The sequence below is a fragment of the Caldimonas brevitalea genome (assembly GCF_001017435.1).
GTDB lineage: Bacteria > Pseudomonadota > Gammaproteobacteria > Burkholderiales > Burkholderiaceae_C > Caldimonas > Caldimonas brevitalea.
The window spans coordinates 3,892,676-3,918,607 of sequence record NZ_CP011371.1 but is presented as its reverse complement, the minus strand read 5'-3'; the positions used below and the strand labels follow the sequence as shown (position 1 = coordinate 3,918,607).

Genomic DNA, 25,932 nt, shown 5'->3' with positions numbered 1-25,932 from the left:
CCGGCGTTCATGGCCGTCACCTAGGCGCAGGGGCCGCCTCGGATGGCCCGGCGCCGCTCAGGCCCGCCCCGAGGCCGCCCGGGCCTTGTCGAGCCACACCCCCAGGCTGTCGAGCAGGTCCTGCTGGCTGAACGAGCAGCTTTCCTCGGTGAACAGGCTGCCGGATTCCAGCTGCATCAGCAGCGACGCCAACACCTCGCCATAGCGCGGGGGCAGGGCGGTGAGGGTGGAGCCCAGGCTGCGCCAGGTGGACACCAGCTGTGCCACCGGCACTTCGCCGCGCCGGGCGCCGGCCAGGCTGTCGCGCAAGGCGTCGAGGGTCTGTTGCGGATCAGTCATGGCGCGGCTCCAGGCCCGGCTCGGCGGCGGGCGGTTTGGGACGGGTCTCGACGACAACCCGGGCGTTGCGCTGGAAGGTGAAATAGGCCCAGGCCCAATCGGTCATCACCATCAGCCGGTTGCGGAAGCCGATCAGGAAGTAGACGTGCACGAACAGCCAGAACAGCCAGGCGAAAAAGCCGCTGAAGCGCACCTCGCCGATCAGCGGCAGCTCCACCTGTGCGACCGCGGCCTTGCGCCCGATCGTCGCGAGCGACCCGTAGTCGATGTAATGGAAGGGCAGGGTGGGCTCACCGCGCAACCGGCGCAGGATGTTGGCGGCGGCGCGACGGCCCATTTGTTTGGCCGACGGGCTGACCCCGGGCACCGGTGTCGGCTCGCCTTCCCCTTTGGGGTAGCTCTTGGCGGCCGCCAGGTCGCCGACGACGTAGATCTCGGGATGGCCGGCGAGGCTCAGGTCGGGCTCGACGACCACCCGGCCAGCGCGGTCGAGCGTCGCGCCGACGGCCGCCTGCAGCACTTTCCCGAGCGGCGAGGCCGCCACACCGGCGGCCCACACCACCGTGCGCGTGTTCAGGCGGTAGGGCTGCGGCGGGCTGTCGGGCGCGCCGCTGCGGCACTGCGCCGTCACGCCTTGCGGGTCGATCTCGGTCACCCGGCAGCCGGTGTGCACCTCGACGCCCAGGCGTTCGAGCTGACGTTGCGCCTTGGCCGACAGGTCGGCCGGGTAGGCGCCCAGCACACGGTCGGAGCCTTCGATGAGCACCACCCGCGCCTGGCGCGAGTCGATGCGGCGGTATTCGTCGTGCAGCGTGTGATGGGCGATCTCGGCCATCGTGCCGGCCATTTCGACGCCGGTGGGGCCGCCGCCGATCACCGCGAAGGTCAGCCAGTCGTGACGATCTTCAGGATATCGTTCAGCTTGCTCGAAAGCGTTCAACACCCGGTTGCGCAGTTCGAAGGCGTCGGCCAGGGTCTTGAGGCCGGGCGCGACCGGGGCCCAGTCGTCGCGGCCGAAATAGCTGTGGGTCGCGCCGGTGGCGACGATCAGATGGTCGTAGGGAATGCGGGCGCCGTCGCTCAACAGCACCTCGCGCGTCGTGGCGTCCAGCCCTGTGACCTCGCCCTTCAGCACGGTCAGCCGGCCTTTCCGGATTTGTTCGCGCAGGATGTGGCGGATCGGCGCCGAGATGGCGGGCGCGGCCAGCCCTGCGGTCGCTACCTGGTACAGCAGCGGTTGGAACAGATGGTGGTTGGTGCGGTCGATCAGTGTGATTTCGACATCCGCGCGCGCCAGGCGCCGCGTGGCTTCGAGCCCGCCAAAGCCGCAGCCGACGATGACAACACGGGGGCGTGTGGACGAGGAGGCGATCACGGTCGGAATGTCTCTGTTCGATAAGGTGGGGGCAGTCTATCAAGAGTGTCGCGGGGTGCTGGGCCGCAGCATGCGGCAGCGCCGCGGGCGGCTCTTCCTCTACACTGGCACGATGAGTGCCTCACCCGTCGATGCCGATGCCGTGGTCGCCGCGACGCGCCGCTGGGTCGAGCGCGCGGTGATCGGGCTCAACCTGTGCCCGTTCGCCAAGGCGGTCCAGGTCAAACAGCAGATCCGCTATGTGGTGAGCGCCGCGACCGCCACCGACGCGTTGCTGGACGACCTGTGCGCCGAGTTGCAGCATCTCGCCGAGGTCGACCCGCAGCAGACCGACACCACCTTGCTGATCCACCCCGGCGTGTTGCACGACTTCCTGGAGTTCAACGATTTTCTCGGCATCGCCGAGGTGGCGCTGCAACAACTGGGGTTGGAAGGCGTGCTGCAGATCGCCGACTTCCATCCCCAGTACCGCTTCGCCGACAGCGGACCGGACGACGTCGAGAACTGCACCAACCGCTCCCCCTATCCGACGTTGCACCTGCTGCGCGAAAGCAGCATCGACCGCGCGGTGGAGGCCTTTCCAGAGGCGGAGGCCATCTACGAGGCCAACATGCGCACCTTGCGACGCCTCGGGCATGAGGGCTGGGTCCGGTTGATGTCGCAGCCCGACTGAGCGGGCCGGGCGGGTGGTCGGGTGGGCCCGGCGGGTGTGCCGGGTCGCGTAAGCTACTGGACCTCTCCCGCACTTCTCCCGCCGCCGACACTTTTGTTCACCTGAACTTGTTGCTGCTGTGAACTTGCTGATCGACTCCTTCTGGCGCGCCCTGGCCTATTGCCTGCACCCTCGCGTCGTCCTGCTGTCGCTGCTGCCGCTGCTGCTGATCGCCGGCATGGCGTTCGCCCTCGGCTGGTTTTTCTGGGAAGACGCACTGTCCGGGGTGGTCGCGCAACTGCACCAGTGGAAGCTGCTCGATGCCGCCTCACGCTGGCTCGAGACCATGGGCGTCGGGAATCTGCGCGCCGTGATCGCACCGCTGATCGTGGTCGCGCTCGCCGTGCCCTTCATCGTCGTCGCGTCGCTGCTGGCGGTCGGTGTGCTGATGACGCCGGCCATCGTGCGGCTCGTGACGTTGCGACGCTTTCCGGCGCTGGAACGCCGGCATGGCGAACCCTTCTGGCGTTCGCTGGGGTGGAACGTCGGCTCCACGGTGCTGGCGCTGCTGGCGCTGGTGTTGACGATGCCGCTGTGGCTGATCCCGCCTGTCGCGCTGGTGTTGCCGCCGTTGATCTGGGGCTGGCTGGCCTACCGCGTGATGGGATTCGACGCGCTGGCCGAACACGCCACACCCGAAGAGCGGCGCCAGCTGATGCGCCGGCACCGCTGGCCGATGATGGGCATCGGCATCCTCACCGGCTACGCCGGCGCTGCGCCGTCACTGGTGTGGGCAGTCGGCGCCGCGGCTCTGATCCTGGCACCCCTGCTGATCATCGTGTCGATCTGGCTCTACACCCTGGTGTTCGCGTTCTCGTCGCTGTGGTTCGCGCATTACGGCCTGGCGGCGCTGCACGCGCAGCGCCAGCAAGGGCCCGCAGCGCCGCCACGACCCCAGCTCGAGAAGACCGCGCAGCTGCCATCCTCCACCTCCTGACCCCGCCTCAACACACCCGCCATGCAGTTCGGACTCATCATCGTCGGCGACGAAATCCTCTCCGGCAAACGCCAGGACAAGCACCTGCCCAAGGTGATCGAGCTGTTGTCGGCGCGCGGCCTGTCGCTCGCCTGGGCGCGCTACGTCGGCGATGATCCGGCGCGTCTCGAGGCGGCCCTCCAGGAGGCCTTCGCCGGCCCCGAGCCGGTGTTCTCCTGCGGCGGCATCGGCGCCACCCCTGACGACCACACGCGCCAGTGCGCCGCGCGCGCGCTCGGCGTCGAGCTGGCGCTGCATCCGCAGGCCAAGGCGCTGATCCTCGAGCGCATGGCCGACGTGGCGCGCGAGCAAGGTCTGCCGTTCGAGCCCGACCGCGCCGACAACGTGCACCGGCTCAACATGGGCGTGTTCCCGCTCGGCAGCGAGTTGATTCCCAATCCCTACAACAAGATTCCCGGCTTCTCGGTGCGGCGGGTGCACTTCGTGCCGGGCTTCCCGGTCATGGCCTGGCCGATGATCGAATGGGTGCTCGACCACCAATATGCCGAGTGGTGCCACCGACGCGATCACGTCGAGAAATCAGTGGTGGTGTTCGGCTCGATGGAATCGACCCTCACGCCGTTGATGGAGCGGCTGGAGGCCGCCCACGCGCCGGTCAAGGTGTTCAGCCTGCCGAGCGTGGACCATCCCGAGCACGGACGTCACATCGAATTGGGCGTGAAGGGGCCCGCGGCGCAGGTCGAGCAGGCCTACGCGGCCCTGCTCGCCGGCCTGCGCGAACACGATCTCGAGTTGGGCCCCGAATTGGTGCGCTGAGGGCACCAAGTGGGAACCAAAAAGGTGCGTTTAGTGGCACCAAGCAGGTGCCTTCTCCCTCGGGGTGCAGCGGAATAGCGCGAATGTGATGTTTTTCTGCCAAAGTCCGCGTTTCCGCCGGCCGGCGCCGCCTTTTTTGGGGCCCTTCCGGGTGCCGCTTTGGGTCACGCAGCGCCACAAACGGGCACAGTTCCTGCTAAATTCCGCTGCGCTCGACGGCCACCGGCCGGCACGAACAACTTAGCTTGGCGGCCTCAGGGCCGCCAAGTTTCGTCTACCACTCACATAACCGCCCACTAGGAGCACCTGATGGCCAACAAGACCGTCGCCGACGTGATGAAGCTGGTGAAGGAAAACGAAGTCAAGTTCGTCGACTTCCGTTTTACCGACACCCGGGGCAAGGAGCAGCACGTCTCCGTTCCCGTTTCCGCTTTCGATGAAGACAAATTCACGTCGGGTCACGCGTTCGACGGTTCCTCGATTGCCGGCTGGAAGGGTATCGAAGCATCTGACATGCTGCTGATGCCGGACCCCAATACGGCCAACATCGACCCCTTCTTCGAAGAGCCGACGCTGATCCTGACCTGCGACGTCATCGAGCCGGGCGACGGCAAGCCCTACGAGCGCGACCCGCGTTCGCTGGCCAAGCGTGCCGAGGCCTACCTGAAGTCGTCCGGCATCGGCGACGCCGCCTTCTTCGGCCCCGAGCCCGAATTCTTCATCTTCGACAACATCCGCTGGAACGTGGACATGTCGGGCTGCTTCGTGAAGATCGAGTCCGAAGCGGCCGCCTGGAACACGGGCAAGGAATACGAGCACGGCAACTCCGGCTACCGTCCTGCCGTCAAGGGCGGCTACTTCCCGGTGCCCCCGGTCGACTCCGGCCAGGACCTGCGCTCGGAAATGTGCTTGATCCTCGAGTCGATGGGCATCCCGGTCGAAGTGCACCACCACGAAGTGGCGAACGCCGGCCAGATGGAAATCGGCACCAAGTTCAGCACGCTGGTGCAGCGCGCTGACTGGCTGCAGCTGCAGAAGTACATCATCGTCAACGTCGCGCACGCCTACGGCAAGACCGCGACCTTCATGCCCAAGCCCATCGTCGGCGACAACGGCTCCGGCATGCACGTGCACCAGTCGGTCTGGAAGGACGGCAAGAACCTGTTCGCCGGCGACGGCTACGGTGGCCTGAGCGACTTCGCGCTGTACTACATCGGCGGCATCATCAAGCACGCCCGCGCACTGAACGCGATCACCAACCCGACCACCAACAGCTACAAGCGTCTGGTGCCGGGCTTCGAAGCCCCGGTGAAGCTGGCCTACAGCGCCCGCAACCGCTCGGCGTCGATCCGCATTCCGTACGTCGCGAACCCGAAGGGCCGCCGCATCGAAGCGCGCTTCCCGGACCCCCTGGCCAACCCCTACCTGGCCTTCGCCGCGCTGCTGATGGCCGGCCTGGACGGCGTCGAGAACAAGATCCACCCGGGCGAAGCCGCCTCGAAGGACCTGTACCACCTGCCGCCGGAAGAAGACGCGAAGATCCCGACCGTCTGCCACAGCCTGGACCAGGCGCTCGAGTACCTCGACAAGGACCGTGCCTTCCTGACCAAGGGCGGCGTGTTCACCGATGCCTACATCGACGCCTACATCGAACTCAAGATGCAGGAAGTGACGCGCTTCCGCATGACGACCCACCCGGTCGAGTTCGACATGTACTACAGCCTCTGATCGAGGCGGCCGCCCTCCGGGGCGGACTGGCAGGCCGCCCTGCGGCCTACCCCTAAGGGACGGCCTCGCGCCGTCCCTTCGTCGTTTCAGTGCCGCACATCGTGCAGATTTGGCGGCCGGCGGCGTTTTGGCCGATACTCGGCCCTCCTCGCGGCGAACCGACCCCCGGTCCTGCTGTCCAATAGGGCCGCAGGACATCGAGACCCATCCACCATGCGTTGCCTACCCGTTTCCCTGACGCTCGTCTTCTGTGTGCTGACCGCCGCTGCGGTGCAAGCGCAGGGGCAGGTCTATCGTTGCCCGGGCAACAACTTCACCAACTCGATCTCCCCGAAAGACGCCGATGCCCGCGGCTGCAAGGTCGTCGATGGCGGCAACGTCACCATCGTGCAGACCCGTCCGCCAGGCCGGCCCGACGGCAAGGGTGGTGACACCAAGACCGCGTCGGTGCCCGCCTCGGCCGCGCGTCCGGCCGATTCCAAGGTCGACCCGAGCGAGCAACGCGCCCGCGACAGCGACGCCCGCCGCATTCTGGAAGCCGAGCTGCGCAAGGAAGAAGAGCAGTTGGCGGCGCTCCAGAAGGACTACAACAACGGCGAGCCCGAGCGGCGCGGCGATGAGCGCAACTACCAGAAATACCTCGACCGGGTGGCGGAGATGAAAGCCACCATCGCCCGCAAAGAGAGCGACATCGCCTCCATCCGGCGCGAACTCGGCAAGCTGCCCGCGGCGCAGTAACCCACGCCGCCGCGGTTGCCGTGCCGACGCCGAAGTCCCTGTTCGAACGTTTCATCGGGGCCTCGCCCTACGCGGCCTTCGACCACCTGGCCACGATGGTGGCCCTGGTGCACACCGACGGCGCCTGTTTGTTCGTCAACTCCGCGTTCGAGACGGTGCTCGGCCTGTCGCGGCGCAGCATGCTGCGCGGCTCGCTGTTCGAGTGGTTCGTCGAGCCGGAGGTGGTGCGCGATACGGTCGCGGCGGTCGCCCGCAACGACTTTTCGATCAGCCGCTTCGAAGGCCAGCTGCGCCGGCCCGCCTCGCCCGGCGGCGCCAATGGCACCGACGCGCTGCCGGTGCATGTGATCGTCACCCAGACCGACCAGGCCGACCTCGCGCTGGTGGAGCTGGTGGAAATCGAGCAGCAGACGCGCAAGGACCGCGAAGAGCGGGCGCTCGACCAGGCGCAAGCGACCAAAGAGCTGATCCGCAACCTGGCGCACGAGATCAAGAACCCGCTCGGCGGCATCCGGGGCGCAGCCCAGCTGCTGCAGATGGAAGTCGAGTCCAAGGCGCTGACCGAATACACGCAGGTCATCATCCACGAGGCCGACCGCCTGCAGGCGCTGGTCGACCGCCTGCTGGCGCCGCACCGCAAGCCGCATGTGGTGAGCGACGTCAACATCCACGAGGTGTGCGAACGGGTGCGTTCGCTGATCCTGGCCGAGTTCCCGCGCGGCCTGAAGGTGGTGCGCGACTACGACACCTCGATCCCCGAGTTTCGCGGCGACCGCGAGCAGCTGATCCAGGCGGTGCTCAACATCGCTCGTAATGCCGCCGAGGCCCTGCGCGAGCGCATGTCCAACGGCGACGCCTGCCTGCGGTTGAAGACCCGCATCGCCCGCCAAGTGACCTTGGGCAAGCAACGCTATCGTCTGGCATTGGAATTGCATATCGAGGACAACGGACCGGGCGTGCCCGAGGCCATCCGCGATCGCATCTTCTACCCTCTGGTATCAGGACGCGATGGCGGCTCTGGCCTGGGGCTCACGCTGGCGCAGACCTTCGTGCAGCAGCACCATGGCACGATCGAATGCGAGAGCGAACCCGGAAACACGGCCTTCAAGATCCTGATTCCCTTGCCCTGAGTCGAAGTTGTCGAACCCCCGCGGCCTGCCTCGCGAGGTGCGCGGCACTTCCGAGCCCAGGGGAGGGGCTCGGGCGATGACAAGGACTACAGGCGCCGCATGAAACCCATCTGGATCGTTGACGACGACCAATCCATCCGCTTCGTGCTCGAGAAGGCACTGGCGCGCGAAGACCTGCCGGTGCGCAGCTTCACCAACCCCAAGGACGTGCTGGCCGCACTCGACGACCACGACGAGCCCCAGGTGCTCGTGTCGGACATCCGCATGCCGGGCGGGTCGGGCATCGACCTGCTGGCGCATGTGAAGGAGCGCCATCCGGGGCTGCCGGTCATCATCATGACCGCCTACTCCGATCTCGACAGCGCGGTCTCGGCCTTCCAGGGCGGCGCCTTCGAATACCTGCCCAAGCCGTTCGACCTGCCCAAGGCCGTCGAATTGATCCGCCGCGCCGTGGACGAGAGCGTGCGCGAAGAGGTGGGCGACGAGCGCTATGCGCAGGTGCCCGAGATGCTGGGGCAGGCCCCGGCGATGCAGGACGTGTTCCGTGCCATCGGCCGCCTCAGCCAGAGCAACGTGACGGTGCTGATCACCGGCGAGTCGGGGTCGGGCAAGGAGCTGGTGGCCCGGGCGCTGCACAAGCACAGCCCGCGCGCCGCCGGGCCGTTCGTCGCGATCAACACCGCCGCCATTCCCAAAGACCTGCTCGAAAGCGAGTTGTTCGGCCACGAACGCGGCGCCTTCACCGGCGCGCAGACCATGCGCCGCGGCCGTTTCGAGCAGGCCGACGGCGGCACCCTGTTCCTCGATGAAATCGGCGACATGCCGTTCGACCTGCAGACCCGGCTGCTGCGGGTGTTGAGCGACGGCCAGTTCTACCGCGTGGGGGGCCACAACCCGCTGCGCAGCAATGTGCGGGTCATTGCCGCGACGCACCAAAACCTCGAAGAGCGCGTCAAGCTGGGCGCGTTCCGCGAGGACTTGTTCCATCGCTTGAACGTGATCCGGCTGCGGTTGCCGCCGCTGCGCGAGCGCCGCGAGGACATACCCTCGCTGGCGCGCTTCTTCCTTCAAAAGAGTGCCAAGGAACTCGGCGTCGAGGCCAAGCGCATCTCGGAATCGGCGCTGGCGCGCCTGACCGGCTTCGACTACCCCGGCAACGTGCGGCAGCTGGAGAACGTCTGCCACTGGTTGACGGTGATGGCGCCGGCGCAGGTGATCGAAGACAAGGACCTGCCGCCCGAACTGCTGGGTGAGGCCACGATGTCACCCAAGCCGCCGGTCAGTGTCGATGCGCCGGCGGCCATCAGCGCCGCGGTGCCCGTGGCCACCAGCTGGACGCTGCCGCCGACCGACGAACTGGCCGTCGCAGTGCCGGCACCCCAGCCCGCGCCGCTCGGCAACGGCGCCGGGGGCACCTGGTTGCTGGACCTGGAGCGCGAGGCGCGCCATCTGCTCGAAGGCGGCCGCCCCGACGTCTGGGACGCGCTGACGCGGCAGTTCGAGGCCTGTTTGATCCACGCGGCGCTCGAACTCACCCGTGGCCGTCGTATCGAAGCCGCCCACAAGCTCGGCATCGGCCGCAACACCATCACCCGCAAGATCCAGGAACTGGGACTGGACGACTGACCTTGCGCGCGCCGGGGGAGGGGTCAGCCGATCAGCTCGATCACCACCGGCGCATGGTCGCTGGGCCGCTCGTTCTTGCGCGGCAGCTTGTCGATCACACAGGAGGCGACCTGGGGCTTGAGCACGTCGCTGACCAGGATGTGGTCGATGCGCAGGCCTTGGTTACGGCGAAACGCCAGGTTGCGGTAATCCCACCAGGACCAGCTCTTGGGCGGCTGCTCGAACAACCGGAAGGCGTCGTGCAGCCCCAGCGCGAGCAGCTGGCGAAAGTGCTCGCGCTCTTCCGGCGTGCAATGGATCTGGCCGGCCCAGGCCACCGGGTCGTGCACGTCGGCGTCTTCCGGCGCCACGTTGTAGTCGCCCATCAGCAGCAAGCGCGGGTACCGCTGCAGCTCGGCCTTGAGCCACTCGTGCAGCGCTTCCAGCCAGCGCATCTTGTAGGCGAACTTCTCGCTGCCCGGCGCCTGGCCGTTGGGGAAATACGCACCCACCACCCGCAAGCTGCCGACGGTGCCGGCGATCACCCGGGCCTGCGGGTCCTCGAAGCCCGGGATGTTTTTGACCACGTCCGCCGCCGGCTCGCGGCTGAGCAGCGCGACGCCGTTGTAGGTCTTTTGCCCGAACACCTGCGCGAGATAACCGGCCTCGGCCAACTCGGCGACCGGGAATTTGTCGTCGGTCAGCTTGGTTTCCTGCAGCACCACGGTGTCGGGGTGGTGCTCGGCGAGCCAGGCCAGCAGTTGGGGCAGGCGCACGGCCAGGGAATTGACGTTCCAGGTGGCGAGTTTCATGCGGAGGACAAGTTGTTGATTTTGAACCGAGCATGCCCGAAGGCGGCAGGACATCGGCCGGCGTAGCGCCAGGGGGTGAAGCTGGGCCGGGCCCAGACCTCGACACCTGCTGGTGAGTTTTACGCCCCGCCGGCTTTCCGCCGGTAGGTCACGAAGTCGTATTTCCAGCCCTCGGACGACCGGTGCGATTCCCGCGACACCTCGTCGAAGGCATGGCGGTCCCACGCCGGAAAATACGTGTCGCCCTCGAAGTCGGCGTCGATCTCCGTCAGGATCAACTCGTCGACCAGCGGCAGCGCCTCGGCATACACGTGGGCACCGCCGATCACGAACACCTTGGTGGCGTGCTTCAGCAACTCGAGCGCCGCCTGCAACGAGGGCGCCTCCTCGATGCCCGGCGCAGTCCAATGGATGTCGCGCGTCAGCACCACATTGCGGCGCCCGGGCAGCGGCCTGCCGATCGATTCGAAGGTCTTGCGGCCCATCAGCACCGGGCAGCCCAGGGTCACCCGCTTGAAATGCTGCAAATCCTCCGGCAGGTGCCAGATCAGGGTGTTGTCGCGGCCGATCACACCATTGCGCGCCACAGCGGCAATGATGCTCAGTTCAGGCAAGTCGGGCGTGCTCATGGCGCTATTGTGGCGTTGCCGCCGGTTGGAGGTGCGGAGAACGGCGCCGCCGGGAGGCGCCGCGCCGATCAACTGGCATCCGGCGTGCCAATGGCGTGCGCCGGCGCCAGAACCGCGCGGCGGCCGCACAGCCGGCCGCCTGTCGCGCTGCTACGCCGCGGCCGGCGGGCCCGGCGGCCGGCGCGCGTCGTCGCTCAGACCGCCACCGGCGCCTTGATGTGCGGATGGTGCCGGTAGTCGACGATCTCGAAGTCTTCGTATTGATAGTCGAAGATCGACGCCGGCCGGCGCTTGATCTGCAGTTGAGGGTAGGGATAGGGCTCGCGCGACAGCTGCAACTCGACTTGCTCGAAGTGGTTGTTGTAGATGTGGCAGTCGCCGCCCGTCCAGACGAAATCGCCCACCCCCAGGTCGCACTGCTGCGCCACCATGTGGGTCAGCAGCGCATAGCTGGCGATGTTGAACGGCACGCCCAGAAAAATGTCGGCACTGCGCTGGTAGAGCTGGCAGCTCAGCCGGCCTTCCGCGACATAGAACTGGAACAAGGCATGGCAGGGCATCAGCGCCATCTTGGACAGCTCGGCCACGTTCCAGGCGCTGACGATGATGCGGCGCGAGTCCGGGTTGCTCTTGAGCGTCTGGATCACCTCGGCGATCTGGTCGATGTGGCCGCCGTCGGGCGTCGGCCAGGAGCGCCACTGCACACCGTAGACCGGGCCCAGATCACCGTCTTCGCGCGCCCATTCGTCCCAGATCGACACGCCGTGCTCCTGGAGCCAGCGCACGTTGCTGTCGCCGCGCAGAAACCACAGCAGCTCGTACACGATGGACTTGAGGTGCAGCTTCTTGGTCGTGACCATCGGAAAGCCTTCGTTCAGGTCGAAGCGCATCTGATGGCCGAACACGCTGCGCGTGCCGGTGCCGGTGCGGTCGGTCTTCGCAACGCCCTGGGTGTAGACCAGGCGCATGAAGTCTTCGTACTGGCTGCGTACCGGGCGGAGGGTCACGGGAGTCCTGCGGGCAACGTTGGGGAAATGGGATTATCCGACGTTCCGGCGCGCGCCGGCAGCCGGTACGGGACCGACGGGAACCACCGTGTCCGCCAGCGCTACGCCAGCGGCGATTCGGCGTCCGCGCCGTCGGCCTCCGGCACCTCGAACTGCAACGCCGCCAGCCGGGCGTACAGCCCATCGCGCGCCATCAACTCGGCGTGCGAGCCGACCTCGACGATGTGCCCATGCTCCATCACCACGATACGGTCGGCCCGCTGCACCGTCGCCAAACGGTGCGCGATCACCAGCGTGGTGCGGTCACGCATCGCCGCCTCCAGCGCTGCCTGCACCATCCGCTCGCTCTCGGCGTCGAGCGCGCTGGTCGCCTCGTCGAGCAGCAGCAGCGGCGGGTTCTTGAGCATCGCCCGGGCGATGGCGATGCGTTGGCGCTGCCCGCCCGACAGCCGCACGCCGCGCTCACCGAGGAAGGTGCGGTAGCCCTCCGGCAGGGCGCGGATGAAGTCGTCAGCGAAGGCGGCGCGGGCGGCGGCCTCCACCTCGGCGTCGCTGGCGTCGGGGCGGCCGTAGCGGATGTTCTCGAGCGCGTTGGCCGAAAAGATCACGCTGTCCTGCGGCACGATGCCGATGCGCTGGCGCAACGCCTGCAGCGAGGTTTCGCGCACCGGCACGCCGTCGACTTCCACCTGACCGCGCTGCGCGTCGTAGAAACGCAGCAGCAACTGGAACACGGTGCTCTTGCCGGCGCCGCTGGGCCCCACCAGCGCCACCGTCTCGCCCGGCCGCACGTCGAGGCTGAAGTGCTGCAGGGCGGGCGAGGCCGGACGCGATGGATAGCAGAAGCTGACGTCGTGCAAACGCACGGCCGAGCCGGCCGACACCGCCGGCAGCGCCCTGGGCTGGGCGGGCTCCGCAATGCCCGAACGTGTCGCCAGCAACTCCATCAGCCGCTCGGTGGCGCCGGCCGCACGCAGCAGGTCGCCGTAGACCTCGGCCAGCACCGCCACCGAGCTGACCAGCAGGATCACATAGACCACCGTCTGCCCCAGGTGCCCGGCGCTGATGTGGCCGCGCAGTACCGCCTCGGTGCCCTGGTACAAGCCCCACAGCAGCGCGCCGAAGGTGGCGATGATGATGAAGGCCACCAGCACCGAACGCGCGCGGGTGCGCCGCACGGCCGTGGCGAAGGCGCGTTCCGTCGACGTGTCGAAACGAGCCGCCTCGTGCGCCTCCTGGGTGTAGCTCTGCACCACCGGCACCGCGTTCAGCACCTCGGCGGCGATCGCGCTCGAATCGGCCACCCGGTCCTGGCTGGCGCGCGACAGGCTGCGCACGCGCCGCCCGAACCATAGCGACGGCAGCACCACCAGCACCAGAATGCCCAGCACCTGCGTCATCACATAAGGGTTGGTGACGACGAGCATGGCCAGCGCGCCCAGCCCCATCACGGTGTTGCGCAAGCCCATCGACAGGCTGGAGCCGACCACGGTTTGCACCAAGGTGGTGTCGGTCGTGAGGCGCGACAGCACCTCACCGGTCTGCGTGGTCTCGAAGAACTCGGGGCTCTGACCGACGACGTGCCGGTAGACCGCGTTGCGCAAATCCGACGTGATGCGCTCGCCCAGCCAGCTCACCATATAAAAGCGTGCGGCCGAGAACAGCCCCAACGCGATGCCGACGCCGAACAGCATCAGGAAGTGCTCACGCAAGGCCAACAAGCGCTGCCCGGGGTCGGCGCTCACCAGGCCCTGGTCGATCAAGGCCTTCAGGGCGATCGGAAACACCAGCGTGCTGAGCGCCGCGAGCAGCAGAAACACCGCGGCGAGCGCGATCCGGCCGCGGTAAGGGCGCAAGAAGGGCGCCAAGCCGGACAGCGAACGCACCGACCGCGAGCGCGGCCGGGCGGTGGTGGAAGACGATGCGGGCGAGGCCGCGGCGGCAGCGGGGAGGGTGGAAGCCATGGGGACAGCAGCATACGCGTTGCGGCGATCCTGCCTTGACAAACACTGCCTAGGCAACTAATCTGTCGCCATGTCCAAAACACCCCCTCCCGCCGAGTTCTACCGCGCCGAGGCCTACACGGCCGAGGAGAGCGTCGGTTATCTGATGCGGCGGGTGCTGGTCCAGTTGGCGCAGGCGGTCGACAAGCGGCTCGAGCCGCACGGCCTGACCAACGCCCAGTGGGCACCGCTCTACAAGATCCGTTCTTGCCAGGCCACGTCGGTGGCCGAGCTGGCGCGCCAGACGCAGACCGACACCGGCGCCATGACACGGCTGCTCGACCGGCTCGAGGCCAAGGGCTTGTGCAAGCGTGTGCGGTCGACCGAAGACCGTCGCATGGTGCATGTCGAGCTGACGCCGGAAGGCGCGCGCATTGCCGACCAGGTGCCGGGCGTGTTGTCGGAGGTGATGAACGCCCATCTCGCGGGCTTCACACCCGACGAGTTCGAGACCCTGAAGGGCTACTTGCGCCGCATGCTGGCCAACGCCGCGCTGGCCAAGGACGGTGCGGGCGACGGGTGAGGTCGGCGCCTGCACCAGGAGAGTGCCGCGTTCGCGCGCGGATTTTTTTGACTCAAATAATTGCCTAGGCAAATACAGTCGGAGCAAGTTTCATGAAGACTGCTGCACGCCGTGTCGCCGCCCCGCGCCTCGCGACAACCTTGCTACTGGCCCTGACGCTGGCCGGCTGCGCCAACTACTCGGGCATCGAGCCGGCGGCGAAGCCGCTGCGCCCCGAAGCGCTGGGGCTCGCGCCGTCGCCCCAAGAGGCGGCCGCCGCCCCGGCCGCTGTGAGTGGAACCTGGTGGCAAGGTTTCGGCGATACCACGCTCGACCGGCTGGTCGTGCAAGCGCTCGACGGCAGCCCCAACCTGCAGGTGGCCCGCGCGCGTTTGCTGCGCGCCACCGCCGGCGCCGCGGGCGCCGAAGCGGCCGCGGGCCTGCAGGTCAACGGCGCGGCCGACGTGACACGCCAGCACTACACCGAGAACGGCGCGGTGCCGCCCCCGCTGGCCGGCTCGATGCGCACCAGCGGCAGCTTGCAGCTGAGCGCCGGCTGGGAGTTCGACTTCTTCGGCCGCCACGCGGCGGCCTTGCAAGCCGCGTTGGGCGCACAGCGCGCGGCCGAAGCCGACCTGCACGCCGCCCGCGTGCTGCTGGCGGCCAATGTCACGCGGGCCTATGTGCAGCTGGCCCGGCTGGTCGAGCAGCGCGAGGTGGCCGCCCGCACGCTGGCGCAGCGCGAAGAACTGCTGGGCCTGACGCGCCAACGGGTCAGCGCCGGGCTCGACACACTGGTGGAACTGCGCCAGGGCGAAGGGGCCGTGCCCGAAACGCGCCAGCAGATCGAGGCCCTGGACGAACAGATCGCGCTGGCGCGGCATGCCTTGGCCGCGCTCACCGGCCAGGGGCCGAAGGCGCTCGCCACCTTGCAGCCCCGGCTGGCGGCGGTGGCGCTGCTGCCGCTGCCGCGGGCGGTGCCGGTCGACCTGTTGGGCCGCCGTGCCGACGTCGAGGCGGCGCGCTGGCGGGTCGAGGCGGCGAGCCAGGATGTCGCATCGGCCAAGGCGCAGTTCTATCCCAACGTCAACCTGGTCGCCTTCGCCGGCCTGTCCGCCATCGGGCTCGACCGTCTGTTCGACAGCGGTAGCGAGCAATACGGCATCGGCCCGGCGTTGCGCTTGCCGATCTTCGACAGCGGGCGCCTGCGCGCCAACCTGAGCGGCCGCACGGCCGACCTCGACGCCGCCGTCCACAGCTACAACGCGACCGTGCTCGACGCCGTGCGCGATGTCGCCGACCAGCTTGCGTCGGTGCAGTCGGTGGCGCGTCAGCAACGCGAGCAGCAAGCCGCCGCGGCCGCCGCCGAGAGCGCATACGACCTCGCCTTGCAGCGCTACCGGGCCGGCCTCGGCAACTACCTGACGGTGCTGAGCGCCGAGACGCGCTTGCTGGCGCAGCGCCGCGAGACCACCGAACTGAAGGCGCGTGCGCTGGACACCCAGGTGGCGCTGATCCGCGCGCTGGGCGGCGGCTACACGCCGGCCGACACGGCGCCGTCGCAACAGCACGCCGCCCACCACCCACAAATCGAACGCTGAACACCGACCGAGGCCCCTGCCATGAACCCCTCCGAGACCCCCGTCGCCGCCACTTCCCCCCGCCGTGCCCAACGCAAGAAGGCGCTGCTCGCCGTCACCCTTGGTGTGCTGCTGGTGGGCGCCGCCTATGGCGCCTACGGGCTGCTGTTCGGCGGCCAGTACGAAACGACCGACAACGCCTATGTCCAGGGCAACGTGGTGCAGATCACGCCGCAGGTGAGCGGCACGGTGCTGTCGATCGCCGCCGACGACACCGACTACGTGCGCGCCGGCCAGACGCTGGTCACGCTCGATGCGAGCGACGCGCGCGTGGCGCTTGAACAGGCCGAGGCGCAGCTGGCGCAGACGGTGCGCGAAGTGCGCGTGCTGTTCGCCAACAACGGTGCCTTGCAGTCGCAGGTGTCGCTGCGCGAGGCCGACCTTGCACGGGCCCGCAGCGAGCTGGCGCGCGCGCAGGACGACGTGACACGCCGGACCCCGCTCGTGGCCACCGGCGCGGTCGGCAAGGAAGAGTTCAACCATGCCAACGCCCAGTTGAATGCGGCGCGCAGTGCCGTCGCCGCGGCCGAGTCCGCGGTGGCCGCGGCCCGGCAGCAGCTGACCTCCAATCAGTCGCTGACCGACGGCACCAGCGTCGACGCCCATCCCAACGTGCAGCGCGCCGCCGCGCGGGTGCGCGAGGCCTATCTGGCGCTGCGGCGCACCGAGCTGGCCGCGCCGGTGGAAGGTCATGTCGCACGCCGCAGCGTGCAGATCGGCCAGCGGGTGCAGGCCGGCGCGCCGTTGATGTCGGTGGTGCCGCTCAAGCAGGTGTGGGTCGACGCCAACTTCAAGGAAAGCCAGCTGCAGCGTCTGCGCATCGGCCAGCCGGTGACGCTGATCGCCGACGTCTACGGCAGCAAGGTCGAGTACCACGGCAAGGTCGAAGGCCTGGGCGCCGGCACCGGCGCGGCCTTCTCGCTGCTGCCGGCACAAAACGCCACCGGCAACTGGATCAAGGTGGTGCAACGGGTGCCCGTGCGGGTCGCGCTCGACGCGCGTGAACTCGAAGCGCACCCGCTGCGGGTGGGCCTGTCGATGGAGGCCCGGGTCGACGTCGCCGACCAGGGTGGCAAGACCCTGGCCGACGCCCCGCGCCGTCAGCCCACCGCGCAGGCCAGCGGGGGGGACGGGCTGGACCGAGGCGCCGAAGCGGCGGTGCGCAAGATCATCGCCGCCAACCTGGGCACGCCGGGTCGGTCGGCCCGCCACGCCGCCACGGTGGCGGCGCCGGCGGCCGACACCTCCTCCGCGCATGCGGCACGGTCGGCGCAAACATCGTCGGCCCATCTGTGACCATCGGAGCGACCCGATGAGTGCCACCGCTTCTTCCCCCGCCGCCGCTGCACCGCCACCGGCCTTGCCGGCGCGACCCGGGCCGCTGCAGGGCGGCTCGCTCGTGCTCGGCACGCTGGCGCTGTCGCTGGCGACCTTCATGAACGTGCTCGATTCGTCGATCGCCAACGTCTCGCTGCCGGCCATCGCGGGCGATCTGGGCGTGAGCCCGACGCAGGGCACCTGGGTCATCACCAGCTTCGGGGTGGCCAACGCCATCTCGGTGCCGTTGACCGGCTGGCTCACGCAGCGCTTCGGCGCCGTGCGGCTGTTCACCGCCAGCGTGCTGCTGTTCGTGCTGACCTCGTGGCTGTGCGGCTTTGCGCCGACCCTGGAGCTGCTGATCCTGTTCCGCGTGCTGCAGGGGCTGGTGGCCGGGCCGATGATCCCGCTGTCGCAGACCTTGCTGCTGTCGAGCTACCCGCCGCAAAAGGCCGGTATGGCGATGGCGATGTGGGCGATGACGACGCTGGTGGCGCCGGTGATGGGGCCGCTGCTGGGCGGCTGGATCACCGACAACATCTCGTGGCCCTGGATCTTCTACATCAACGTGCCGGTCGGCCTGCTGGCCGCAGGCATCACCTGGAGCATCTACGCCAAGCGCGAGACGCCGACGCGCAAGCTCCCGGTCGACGCGGTCGGCATCGCCTTGCTGGTGCTGTGGGTCGGCGCGCTGCAGATGTTGCTCGACAAGGGCAAGGAACTCGACTGGTTCAGCTCGCACGAGATCGTCGCCTATGCGGTGGTCGCCGTGGTCGGCTTCGCCTTCTTCCTGGCCTGGGAGCTGACCGAGGAACACCCGATCGTCGACCTGCGCCTGTTCGGCCGCCTCAACTTCACGCTCGGCTCGCTGACGCTGGCCGTCGCCTACGGGCTGTTCTTCGGCAACGTGGTGCTGCTGCCGCTGTGGCTGCAGCAGTTCATGGGCTACACCGCCACCGCGGCCGGCATGGCGCTCGCGCCGGTGGGGCTGCTGGCCATCCTGCTGTCGCCGCTGGTCGGCCGTAACGTGCACCGGATCGACCCGCGCGGCCTCGCCACCGTCGCCTTCCTGGGCTTCGGGCTGGTGTTGTGGATGCGCTCGCACTTCACGGTTCAGACCGATCTGCAGCACATCATGGTGCCCACGTTGCTGCAGGGCGCGGCGATGGCGTTCTTCTTCATCCCGCTCAACAGCATCGTGCTGTCGGGCCTGACGCCGGACCGCATCCCGGCCGCCTCGGGCTTGAGCAACTTCGTGCGCATCACCGCGGGCGCGATGGGCACCTCGCTGTCGACCACGCTGTGGGAGAACCGGGCCACGCTGCATCACGCCCATCTGGTCGAGCGCCTGGGCGCTGGCGACCCGGCGTGGCAGGACGCGCTGGGCCGCCTGACCGCCGCGGGGCTGAGCCCGGAGCAGGCGATGGCGCAGATCACCCGGATGATCGACCAGCAGGCCTACACGCGCGCGGCCGACGACATCTTCCTGGCGTCGGCGGTGCTGTTCGTCTCGCTGATCTCGATGTTGTGGCTGACCCGGCGGCGCCAGGGCGGGGCGGCGGCAGTAGACGCGGGCGGGGCGCACTGAATCCTGCTGAGACTCAGAGCGGTTCGATGCTTCTCAGAGTCTCAGCCGGTCGGCGTAGCCGGTCATCTCCAGGTAGCCCTGGCCCACCCGCTGCCCGCGAGCATCGAGCAGTTCGCTCAAGCCCTCCCAGTAGATCGCGCCGGTGGTGGCCCGGCTGTCCAGCTCTTGCGCGTCGAGCAAGGCGCGCACGGTGTAGCGCCCCACAGGCGTCTCCACCTGCCATTCCACCGGGTAGCTCGCCTGCGTGGCGGGGCTCACCCAGCGGCGCCCCGGGCTGAAGCGCACCTCGTCGGGGGCGAAGCTGCGGCGCTCGCCCGTCGGGTCGCGCCAGACGCCGGCGGCCCACAAGGTCGACCCGTCGCGCCGACGCATGCGCGCCGCGCTCAAGGCGCTGCCGTCGTCGAGGTTCATGCCGATCCAGTCCCAGCCGTCCGCGTCCGGGTGCATCACCTCTTCGCTCCATTCGTGGTCGAGCCACGCCTGCCCCTGCACCTCGTGGGTTTGCCGCGCCAGTCGCAGCCGGCCCTGCACGGCGAGCTGCGGTTGCGAGTAGTAGTAGCTCGATTGCTCCGGCAGCGGGCCCTTGCGCGAGTAGCCGGCCTCGCCTTGCAGCAGCAGCGGCTGGCGTTCGCGGATCTGCAGGTCGAGCGCGAAACGCGGGCTGTCGAGCCGTGCCTCGTAGACACTGCCGCCCGGAGGTCCGCGGCGCCGCAACACCCAGTCGCGCAGCCGCACGTCGGTGTCGCCGACGGCCGCCTCCGCCAGGCCGAAGCCGGCGCGTGCGCTGCGCTGCTCGTGCAGCAACCGGCCGGCGCCCAGGTCGGTCAAAGCGGCATGGCCGAGGATCAGCTGCGTGGCCGCGAAGCGGCTGGCCCGGGCCGGCGCGGCCGCATCGACGCGTGAGCGGAAAAAGGTGACCTGAAAGCCGAAGCGGGCCGCGCTCGCCGTTTTCAGCGCGCCCGTCACGTACCACCATTCGGTGCGGTACTCCGGGTGCGAGCCGTAGTCGTGCGGGAAGCGCAGCGGCGTGTTCGGCAGCACCACCGGGCGGCGGGTCGCTCCAGCCGTCGGCAGCCACTGCAGGCCCACCCATCCGGCCAAGGCCCGAAGGCCGTCGCGTCGTCGTATCACCAGTCCTCCTTGACCGCCAGCACCGCGTCGCGGGTCACCGCGGCGCGCCCGGCCCCGTAGGCCGTCAGGCTGCCGGCGACGACCACCGCCAGGCACAGGCCCAGCAAGCGGCCCCAGGGCAGCAGCAGGTCCATGCTCCAGTGGAAGCTTTGCGGGTTGACGACATGCACCAGCACCACGCTGACCAGCAGGCCCAGCGCCAGGCCCAGCACGGCGCCCGCCGCCGTCCACGCTGCGCCTTCGCCGGCCACCACTGCCAGCACCTGGCCGCGCGTGAAGCCCAGGTGCTGCAGCAGGCCGAACTCCTTGCGCCGGGCCAGCACCTGCGCTGAAAAGCTCGCCGCGATTCCGAACAGGCCGATCGCCACGGCCACGGCCTGCAACCAGTAGGTGACCGCGAAGCTGCGGTCGAAGATGCGCAACGAGGTGGCGCGGATCTCACCGGCCGAGGCGAATTCGATCAGCTGCGGATCGGGGCTGAGGCCGCGCACCGCCTGCTGCACGGCGCCCAGCGCCGCTTCGTCGCGGAGCCACAGGGCCAGGTCGTTGACGCGTGCGTCGCCCGTGAGGCGCGTGAAGTCCGCCCGTTCGATCACCACCGACCCGTGCTGCCGCGCGTAGTCGCGCCAGACGCCTCGCACGTGCGCCTCGAGCGGCGTCGCGGCGCCCGGCAGCGGCAGGCGCAACCGGGTGCCGGGGCGGGCGCCGTAAAGGTCGACCATCGCCTCGCTGACATAAACGCTGACGCGACCCGGCTCGGCCGGCACCAGTTCGCCGACCAGCGGCAGGGTCTGCGTGACGTCGCCGAGCCCGCGGGCGATCAGCGCCACGGCGGGCCGCGCCGGGTCGAGCGTCAGGCTGGTGACCCGCAGGCTTTCGACGCGGGCGACTCCTGGCAGGGTCGCGACCGTGTCGACCAGCGGTTGTGGCAGGAACACCGCGTCGGCCGCGGCGCTGCGGGTGGCCGTGCGCACGTACAGGTCGGCTGGCAACACGACGTCGAGCCAACGTGTCACCGAGTCGCGAAAACTCGCCACCATCACGGTGAGGGCCACCGCGAGGCTCAGGCTGGCCACCACCCCCGCGACCGAGACGGTGGCCGACAGCCGCATGCGGCGGGCGCGCTCGTATGCCAACAGGCTCTCGGGCCGGCGTCCGGGCCCCAGGGCCGCCAGCAGCAGGCCGACCACGTCCGGCACGCAGACGATACCGCCGACCAGCAGTGCCGCCACCGACAGGTAGGCGAACACCGGCAGCCCGGCGACCGGCGGCAACGTGGCCAGGCCACCGCCCGCCGCCAGCAAGGCCAGGCCCAGACCGTGCCGCGCCCGGCCTGTTTGTACGTCGCCCAGGCCCTTCAGGGCCTGGGCGGGCAGCAGGCGTTGCGCCTTGCGCGCCGGCAGCCAGCCGCCGAGCAGGGCGGCGGCCAGACCCAGGCCTGCGTACAGCAGTGCCGCGCCAGGCGAGAACAGCAGCCGCGGCGCAACCCCCGGAAAGTAGCCGCCGCCCAGGTCGCCGGCCAGCAGCCGCAGCGCCAGCGCCGCCAACCCGGTGCCCAGCGCCAGCCCGAGCACGCTGCCCAGCAGGCCGAGCAGGGCCGACTCGGCCAACACCAGTCGCAGCCGTTCTGCGGCGCTCAGCCCGAGCACGCCGAGCAGCGCGAACTGCTGCTGGCGCTTGGCGACCGACAGCGACAACACCGAAAACACCAGAAATCCGCCGGTGAACAGGGCCACCAGCGCCAACACCGTGAGGTTGACGCGGTAGGCGCGCGAGACGTTCGAGATGCGCTCGGCCGCCTGCTGCGGTGCCTGGGCCACCACCCCGGGCGGCAGGCCGATCGAGGTCACCACCTGGTCGACCGACGCACCCGGGGCGAGCTGAAGGTCGATGCGCGACAGCCGGCCCAGCCGATCGAAGGCCAATTGGGCGCCGGCGATGTCCATCACGCCGAGGGGCGCCCCGGACGCGGCCACGTCGCCGATGACACGCAGCGTTGCCCATCGCAGCCCGGTCTGCACCTGCAGCCGGTCGCCCGGCGCCACGCCGAGTGCCTGCCGGGCCTGCGGGTTGAGGGCGATCGTGTCGGGGGCGAACAAGTCGAAGCCTTGCTGGTCCTCGGCGATCCGGGGCAGCAGCGCCGGGGACAGGCCGGCGGCCACCAGGGTGTCGAGCCCGACCACTTGCAGCGGCTGGCGGGTGCCGTCGGCCGCACGGGCGTAGGTGTCGACCTCCACCACGGGGCTGGCCTGGCGCACCTCCGGATGCGCGGCCACGCGCCCGTAGAGGGTTTCGTCGAAGCCGGCTTGCGGCCCGCGCAGGCTGAGGTCGGGTTGGCCGTTCACCGAGCGCAGCGCGGCGCTGAACTCGCTCAGGGCCGACTGGTTGATCAGGTGCACCGCAAACGCCAGCGCGACGCCCAGCAGCACCGCCAGCACCGCGGACGCATGGCGCCACGGGTGATGGCGCAGTTCGCGCCAGGAGTACAGGCTCAGCAGTTGGTACAGCGGCGCTGCAGGGGTGCGCTGCGGCGGGGACGGCGGCGTGGGGGCGAGGGCGGTAGAGGGTGGCATCGGGTACGGGCTGGCGGCATGGAGCGGGCGGCACAGGCCGGCGCACCCGGGCGGGCCCCCTTGTTCTAGGGACTTAGGGACGGGACGCGTGAAATTTTCACGCAAACGCCCTGTCCTCGTGTCAACATCTCGTGTTTTCGAGACCGACCTTGGACGCCGACGCCTCCCCCAGCCGCCGCGATCCCAACGCCTTGCGCTGGGAGGCGCTGCGTGCCTGGGTGCTCGAAGCTGGCTTGGCGCGGGCCAACCTGTTCTACACCTGCGGGGTGCTGGCCGCGTCGATGTCCATCAGCGGGGCCATCACCTGGCTGGCCGGCCGCTCCGTCGCCACGGCGCTGGCGGCGACGGCGGTGTGCGTGCTGTCGGTCGCGCCGCTCACTGGCTATGTGGTGCTGAAGCTGCTCTACGAACTGGAACGCTCGCGCCAGACCATCCGCCAGCTGGCCATCACCGACGAGCTGACGGGCAGCTTCAACCGCCGCCACTTCCGCGAGGTGGGCGAGGTCGAGCTGCTGCGGGCGCGGCGTTATGGCACACCGCTGGCGCTGATCCTGATCGACGCCGATCACTTCAAACGCGTCAACGACACCCACGGCCACCAGTGTGGCGACGTGCTGCTGCGTGAGATCTCGCTGGCCTGCCGCGCGACGCTGCGCAGCACCGACCTGCTGGCCCGGCTGGGCGGCGAAGAACTGGCCGTGCTGCTGCCGCAGACCGACCTCGCCGGTGCGCTGGCGATGGCCGAACGCATCCGCCAGGAGGTGGCTCGCCTGGCGCTGGCTTGGCGTGACGAGACGGTCGAGGCCACCATCAGCCTCGGCGTGGCGGCCTTGCGGCCCGAGATGACATCGCTCGACGCGCTGCTGCACGAGGCCGATGTCGCGCTGTACGACGCCAAGCGCAGCGGACGCAACCGCGTCTGCGGTGCCCGCTGGCAGACGGCCGCGGCGGGCGTGGCGGGCTGAGCCAGTTGCTCCTGCGCTATTCGCCGAGCAGTGCATCGGCCGTCAGTCGCAACACCCGGTGCGCCCGTTGTGCCGCGGTGTGCGAATGGGTCACCAGGATGCACGCGGCACCCTGCTGCTCGACCTGCAAGGCCAAGGCCTCCATCACGCGCGCGGCAGTCCCCGGATCGAGGTTGCCCGACGGCTCGTCGGCCAGGATCAGCTGCGGCCGGTGGATCAGCGCGCGGGCTATCGCCACCCGCTGCAACTGGCCGCCCGAGAGTTGCTGCGGCAGCCGCTCGCCCAGGCCCTCCAAACCCACCGCTGCCAGCGCTTGGGTCACCCGCGCGTCGTCCGGCGTGCCGAGCAGCAGCAGCGGCAGGCCGACGTTCTGGGCCACCGACAAATGCGGCAAGACATGGAAGGCCTGGAACACGAAACCGAGGTGGCGCCGGCGGAAGTGCGCTTGCGCGGTCTCGGGCAGCTGTGCAATGGACTGGCCGAGCAGTGTGACCTCGCCGGCGTCGGCGCGGTCCAGCCCCGCGATGCAGTTCAGCAAGGTCGATTTGCCGACCCCCGATTCGCCCACGATGGCGACGAACTCGCCGGGCTCGACCTGCAGCTCGATGCCTCGAAACACCCAGGCGTCGCCGTAGCGCTTGCCCAGCCCCGAGACGCGCAGCACGGGCTGGGTCGGCGCCTCGGCCCCACCACGGCTCATCGGGCCACCTCCATCACCCGCCGCACCACCTGTTCGATCGCATCGGGCGCATCGCACTCGACCACCTGGCGCTGCGGCATCGAGCGCAGCCAGGTCAGCTGGCGCTTGGCCAACTGGCGAGTGGCCGCGATGCCGCGTTCGGGCAGGCTGTCGGGTGCCGCGCTCCCCTCGAGCACCTTCCACGCTTGCCGGTAGCCGACGCAGCGCATCGACGGCAGGCCGTCGTGCAGGTCACCGCGCGCACGCAGATGCCGCACCTCGTCGACCAGCCCGCCGTCCAGCATCTGCTGGAACCGCTCGGCGATGCGCCGGTGCAGCCAGGCCCGGTCGCGCGGTTCGAGCGAGATCAGCGTAGCGGCCTCGGAGGGTGCCGACGGCGCGAGATGCCGCGTGTGGAACGACGACAACGGTTGCCCCGACAGCCGGAACACTTCGAGCGCACGCTGGATGCGCTGGCTGTCGTTGGGCGCCAGCCGTGCGGCCGTGGGCGGGTCGACGCGGGCCAGTTCGGCGTGCAGCGCAGGCCAACCGACCCGGGCGGCTTCGGCATCGAGCTCGGCTCGCAGCTGTGCGTCGGCCGCCGGCAGCGGGTCGATGCCTTCGAGCAGCGCCTTGAAGTAGAGCATCGTGCCGCCCACCAGCAGCGGCAGCCGGCCGCGGCTTCGGATCTGCGCGATCAGGGCGCGCGCGTCGGCGACGAACTGCGCGGCCGAATACGCCTCGGTCGGCTCGATGATGTCGATCAGATGGTGCGGCACCTGCTCGCGCTCGGCCCGGCTGGGCTTGGCGGTGCCGATGTCCATGCCGCGGTAGACCAGCGCCGAGTCCACGCTGACGATCTCCACCGGCAGCCGGTCGGCCACGGCCAGCGCCGCAGCGGTCTTGCCTGACGCGGTCGGGCCGGCCAGACAGACAAAATCGCAACGGTGGCTCATCGGGGAATACGGGGGGCTGCGGCGCGGCGCGGCCCGGTGGCGCGACGACGGCGCGCCTCGGCGAACGACAGGGGATGCATGGGCGCCAGCGTAGCAGAGCCGCAACCGCCGCCGCGCTGCTGCCGGCACAGGAACTGCTGACATCTGAAAACAGTCGCTCACCTTGAGACCTGCCGTCGCACCGGATTTGCTCCCACAATCGCCGCGCAGGCCGGAGCCCATGCCCCCGGCCGGGCGCCGTCGACGTGACGACGGCACGCGACAACGACATACGCCAGAAGGAGTCCCCCTCATGTCCCGCCCCCTGACTCGATACTTCCGCTCCACCGCTTGTGCCGTTGCGCTGTGCATGGGCCTGAGCGCGATGGCGCAGCCGGGCAGCGCGACGCTGGTCACCACCGAGCAGGTGGCGCAGGAGAGCATGGCCGACAGCCACACCGCGGCCGGCGACGCGCAACGCCAGCGTCTGGCCAGCGAACTCGACCGCCCCGAACTGATGGCCCGCCTGCAGGAGTTCGGCGTCACCGCCGAGCAGGCGCGTCAACGGGTGGCCGCCCTGAGCGACGAGGAGGCGGCGACGCTGGTGGCCCAGATCGAACAGGCGCCGGCAGGCGGCGACGTGCTCGGCGTCGCGCTGTTCGTCTTCGTGCTGTTGCTGGTGACCGACATCCTCGGCTTCACCAAGATCTTCCCGTTCACCCGTTCGATCCGCTGACCTCGGACCGAGCAGTACCGACGGACCGACGTGCC

General features: G+C 69.4%; 23 protein-coding genes. 13 read left to right on the top strand and 10 right to left on the bottom strand.

Translation table 11 applies throughout. The annotated features are described in order from the left end of the window. Positions 1-57 precede the first annotated feature (57 nt). The gene (locus AAW51_RS16605; protein WP_047195491.1) at positions 58-339 is read right to left on the bottom strand and encodes a hypothetical protein; all 282 of its coding nucleotides are present in this window, start codon (positions 337-339) and stop codon (positions 58-60) included. After that, a complete protein-coding gene (locus AAW51_RS16600) occupies positions 332-1,714 on the bottom strand; it encodes an NAD(P)/FAD-dependent oxidoreductase (protein ID WP_047195490.1) in 1,383 nt (460 codons plus the stop codon). The genes AAW51_RS16605 and AAW51_RS16600 overlap by 8 nt, the downstream gene beginning before the upstream one ends. Positions 1,715-1,826: 112 nt before the next feature. Here AAW51_RS16600 and AAW51_RS16595 point away from each other — a divergent pair, with 112 nt between their 5' ends. The 7 genes from AAW51_RS16595 to ntrC all read left to right on the top strand — a co-directional run bounded on the left by AAW51_RS16595 (position 1,827) and on the right by ntrC (position 9,401). Beyond that, positions 1,827-2,387, top strand: coding sequence for a DUF1415 domain-containing protein (locus AAW51_RS16595; RefSeq protein WP_047197929.1), 561 nt, complete (start codon positions 1,827-1,829; stop codon positions 2,385-2,387). Between the two features lie 118 nt (positions 2,388-2,505). Continuing rightward, the gene (locus tag AAW51_RS16590) at positions 2,506-3,363 is read left to right on the top strand and encodes an EI24 domain-containing protein (protein ID WP_047195489.1); all 858 of its coding nucleotides are present in this window, start codon (positions 2,506-2,508) and stop codon (positions 3,361-3,363) included. Between the two features lie 21 nt (positions 3,364-3,384). Further along, the gene (locus AAW51_RS16585) at positions 3,385-4,179 is read left to right on the top strand and encodes a competence/damage-inducible protein A (protein ID WP_047195488.1); all 795 of its coding nucleotides are present in this window, start codon (positions 3,385-3,387) and stop codon (positions 4,177-4,179) included. Positions 4,180-4,488: 309 nt separating this feature from the next. After that, complete coding sequence (gene glnA, locus AAW51_RS16580; RefSeq protein WP_047195487.1) at positions 4,489-5,907, top strand: type I glutamate--ammonia ligase; 1,419 nt, start codon at positions 4,489-4,491, stop codon at positions 5,905-5,907. Between the two features lie 213 nt (positions 5,908-6,120). Then, on the top strand, positions 6,121-6,645 hold the full coding sequence (locus AAW51_RS16575) for a hypothetical protein (RefSeq protein WP_047195486.1): 525 nt from the start codon (positions 6,121-6,123) through the stop codon (positions 6,643-6,645). 95 nt (positions 6,646-6,740) lie between these two features. Then, the gene (gene glnL, locus AAW51_RS16570) at positions 6,741-7,775 is read left to right on the top strand and encodes a nitrogen regulation protein NR(II) (protein WP_083438710.1); all 1,035 of its coding nucleotides are present in this window, start codon (positions 6,741-6,743) and stop codon (positions 7,773-7,775) included. A gap of 99 nt (positions 7,776-7,874) precedes the next feature. Then, positions 7,875-9,401 carry a nitrogen regulation protein NR(I) gene (gene ntrC / locus AAW51_RS16565; RefSeq protein ID WP_047195485.1) on the top strand — a complete coding sequence of 509 codons (1,527 nt, stop codon included), beginning with the start codon at positions 7,875-7,877 and terminating at the stop codon, positions 9,399-9,401. Between the two features lie 23 nt (positions 9,402-9,424). Here the strand turns inward: ntrC and xth are convergent, their stop codons facing one another. The 4 genes from xth to AAW51_RS16545 form a co-directional block, all read right to left on the bottom strand. Next, complete coding sequence (gene xth, locus AAW51_RS16560) at positions 9,425-10,192, bottom strand: exodeoxyribonuclease III (protein ID WP_047195484.1); 768 nt, start codon at positions 10,190-10,192, stop codon at positions 9,425-9,427. 119 nt (positions 10,193-10,311) lie between these two features. Continuing rightward, positions 10,312-10,821 carry a dihydrofolate reductase gene (locus AAW51_RS16555; RefSeq protein WP_047195483.1) on the bottom strand — a complete coding sequence of 170 codons (510 nt, stop codon included), beginning with the start codon at positions 10,819-10,821 and terminating at the stop codon, positions 10,312-10,314. Positions 10,822-11,015: 194 nt separating this feature from the next. Next, the gene (locus AAW51_RS16550; protein WP_083438355.1) at positions 11,016-11,828 is read right to left on the bottom strand and encodes a thymidylate synthase; all 813 of its coding nucleotides are present in this window, start codon (positions 11,826-11,828) and stop codon (positions 11,016-11,018) included. Positions 11,829-11,929: 101 nt separating this feature from the next. After that, entirely contained in the window at positions 11,930-13,792 is a 1,863-nt protein-coding gene (locus AAW51_RS16545) for an ABC transporter transmembrane domain-containing protein (protein WP_047195482.1), read from the bottom strand. A 70-nt stretch (positions 13,793-13,862) separates the two neighbouring features. Between AAW51_RS16545 and AAW51_RS16540 the strand changes: the two genes are divergently transcribed. The 4 genes from AAW51_RS16540 (at position 13,863) to AAW51_RS16525 (ending at position 18,878) form a co-directional block, all read left to right on the top strand. Beyond that, positions 13,863-14,354, top strand: a complete 492-nt coding sequence (locus AAW51_RS16540) for a MarR family winged helix-turn-helix transcriptional regulator (RefSeq protein WP_047195481.1) — start codon at positions 13,863-13,865, stop codon at positions 14,352-14,354. A gap of 92 nt (positions 14,355-14,446) precedes the next feature. Then, positions 14,447-15,934: an efflux transporter outer membrane subunit gene (locus AAW51_RS16535; RefSeq protein WP_047195480.1), complete on the top strand. Its 1,488-nt coding sequence runs from the start codon at positions 14,447-14,449 to the stop codon at positions 15,932-15,934. Positions 15,935-15,955: 21 nt separating this feature from the next. Beyond that, positions 15,956-17,269 (top strand): HlyD/EmrA/EmrK family protein, encoded by a 1,314-nt coding sequence (locus AAW51_RS16530; RefSeq protein WP_047195479.1) that lies wholly within the window; start codon positions 15,956-15,958, stop codon positions 17,267-17,269. 16 nt (positions 17,270-17,285) lie between these two features. Next, a complete protein-coding gene (locus AAW51_RS16525; protein WP_047195478.1) occupies positions 17,286-18,878 on the top strand; it encodes a DHA2 family efflux MFS transporter permease subunit in 1,593 nt (530 codons plus the stop codon). 33 nt (positions 18,879-18,911) lie between these two features. On the opposite strand, the gene AAW51_RS16520 is transcribed toward AAW51_RS16525, so the two are convergent. After that, the gene (locus AAW51_RS16520; RefSeq protein WP_417903624.1) at positions 18,912-20,006 is read right to left on the bottom strand and encodes a lipocalin-like domain-containing protein; all 1,095 of its coding nucleotides are present in this window, start codon (positions 20,004-20,006) and stop codon (positions 18,912-18,914) included. Further along, a complete protein-coding gene (locus AAW51_RS16515) occupies positions 20,006-22,582 on the bottom strand; it encodes an FtsX-like permease family protein (RefSeq protein ID WP_083438354.1) in 2,577 nt (858 codons plus the stop codon). Before AAW51_RS16515 ends, AAW51_RS16520 begins: the two co-directional genes overlap by 1 nt. 149 nt (positions 22,583-22,731) lie before the next feature. Between AAW51_RS16515 and AAW51_RS16510 the strand changes: the two genes are divergently transcribed. Continuing rightward, positions 22,732-23,547, top strand: coding sequence for a GGDEF domain-containing protein (locus AAW51_RS16510; protein ID WP_053013647.1), 816 nt, complete (start codon positions 22,732-22,734; stop codon positions 23,545-23,547). A gap of 16 nt (positions 23,548-23,563) precedes the next feature. Here AAW51_RS16510 and AAW51_RS16505 read toward each other — a convergent pair whose 3' ends face one another. Together AAW51_RS16505 and miaA are read right to left on the bottom strand one after the other, a co-directional pair. Further along, entirely contained in the window at positions 23,564-24,247 is a 684-nt protein-coding gene (locus AAW51_RS16505) for an ABC transporter ATP-binding protein (RefSeq protein WP_047195477.1), read from the bottom strand. After that, positions 24,244-25,182, bottom strand: coding sequence for a tRNA (adenosine(37)-N6)-dimethylallyltransferase MiaA (gene miaA, locus AAW51_RS16500; RefSeq protein WP_047195476.1), 939 nt, complete (start codon positions 25,180-25,182; stop codon positions 24,244-24,246). Before miaA ends, AAW51_RS16505 begins: the two co-directional genes overlap by 4 nt. Positions 25,183-25,474: 292 nt before the next feature. On the opposite strand from miaA, the gene AAW51_RS16495 reads away from it, so the two are divergent. Continuing rightward, entirely contained in the window at positions 25,475-25,897 is a 423-nt protein-coding gene (locus AAW51_RS16495) for a PA2779 family protein (RefSeq protein WP_083438353.1), read from the top strand. Positions 25,898-25,932: the final 35 nt, after the last annotated feature.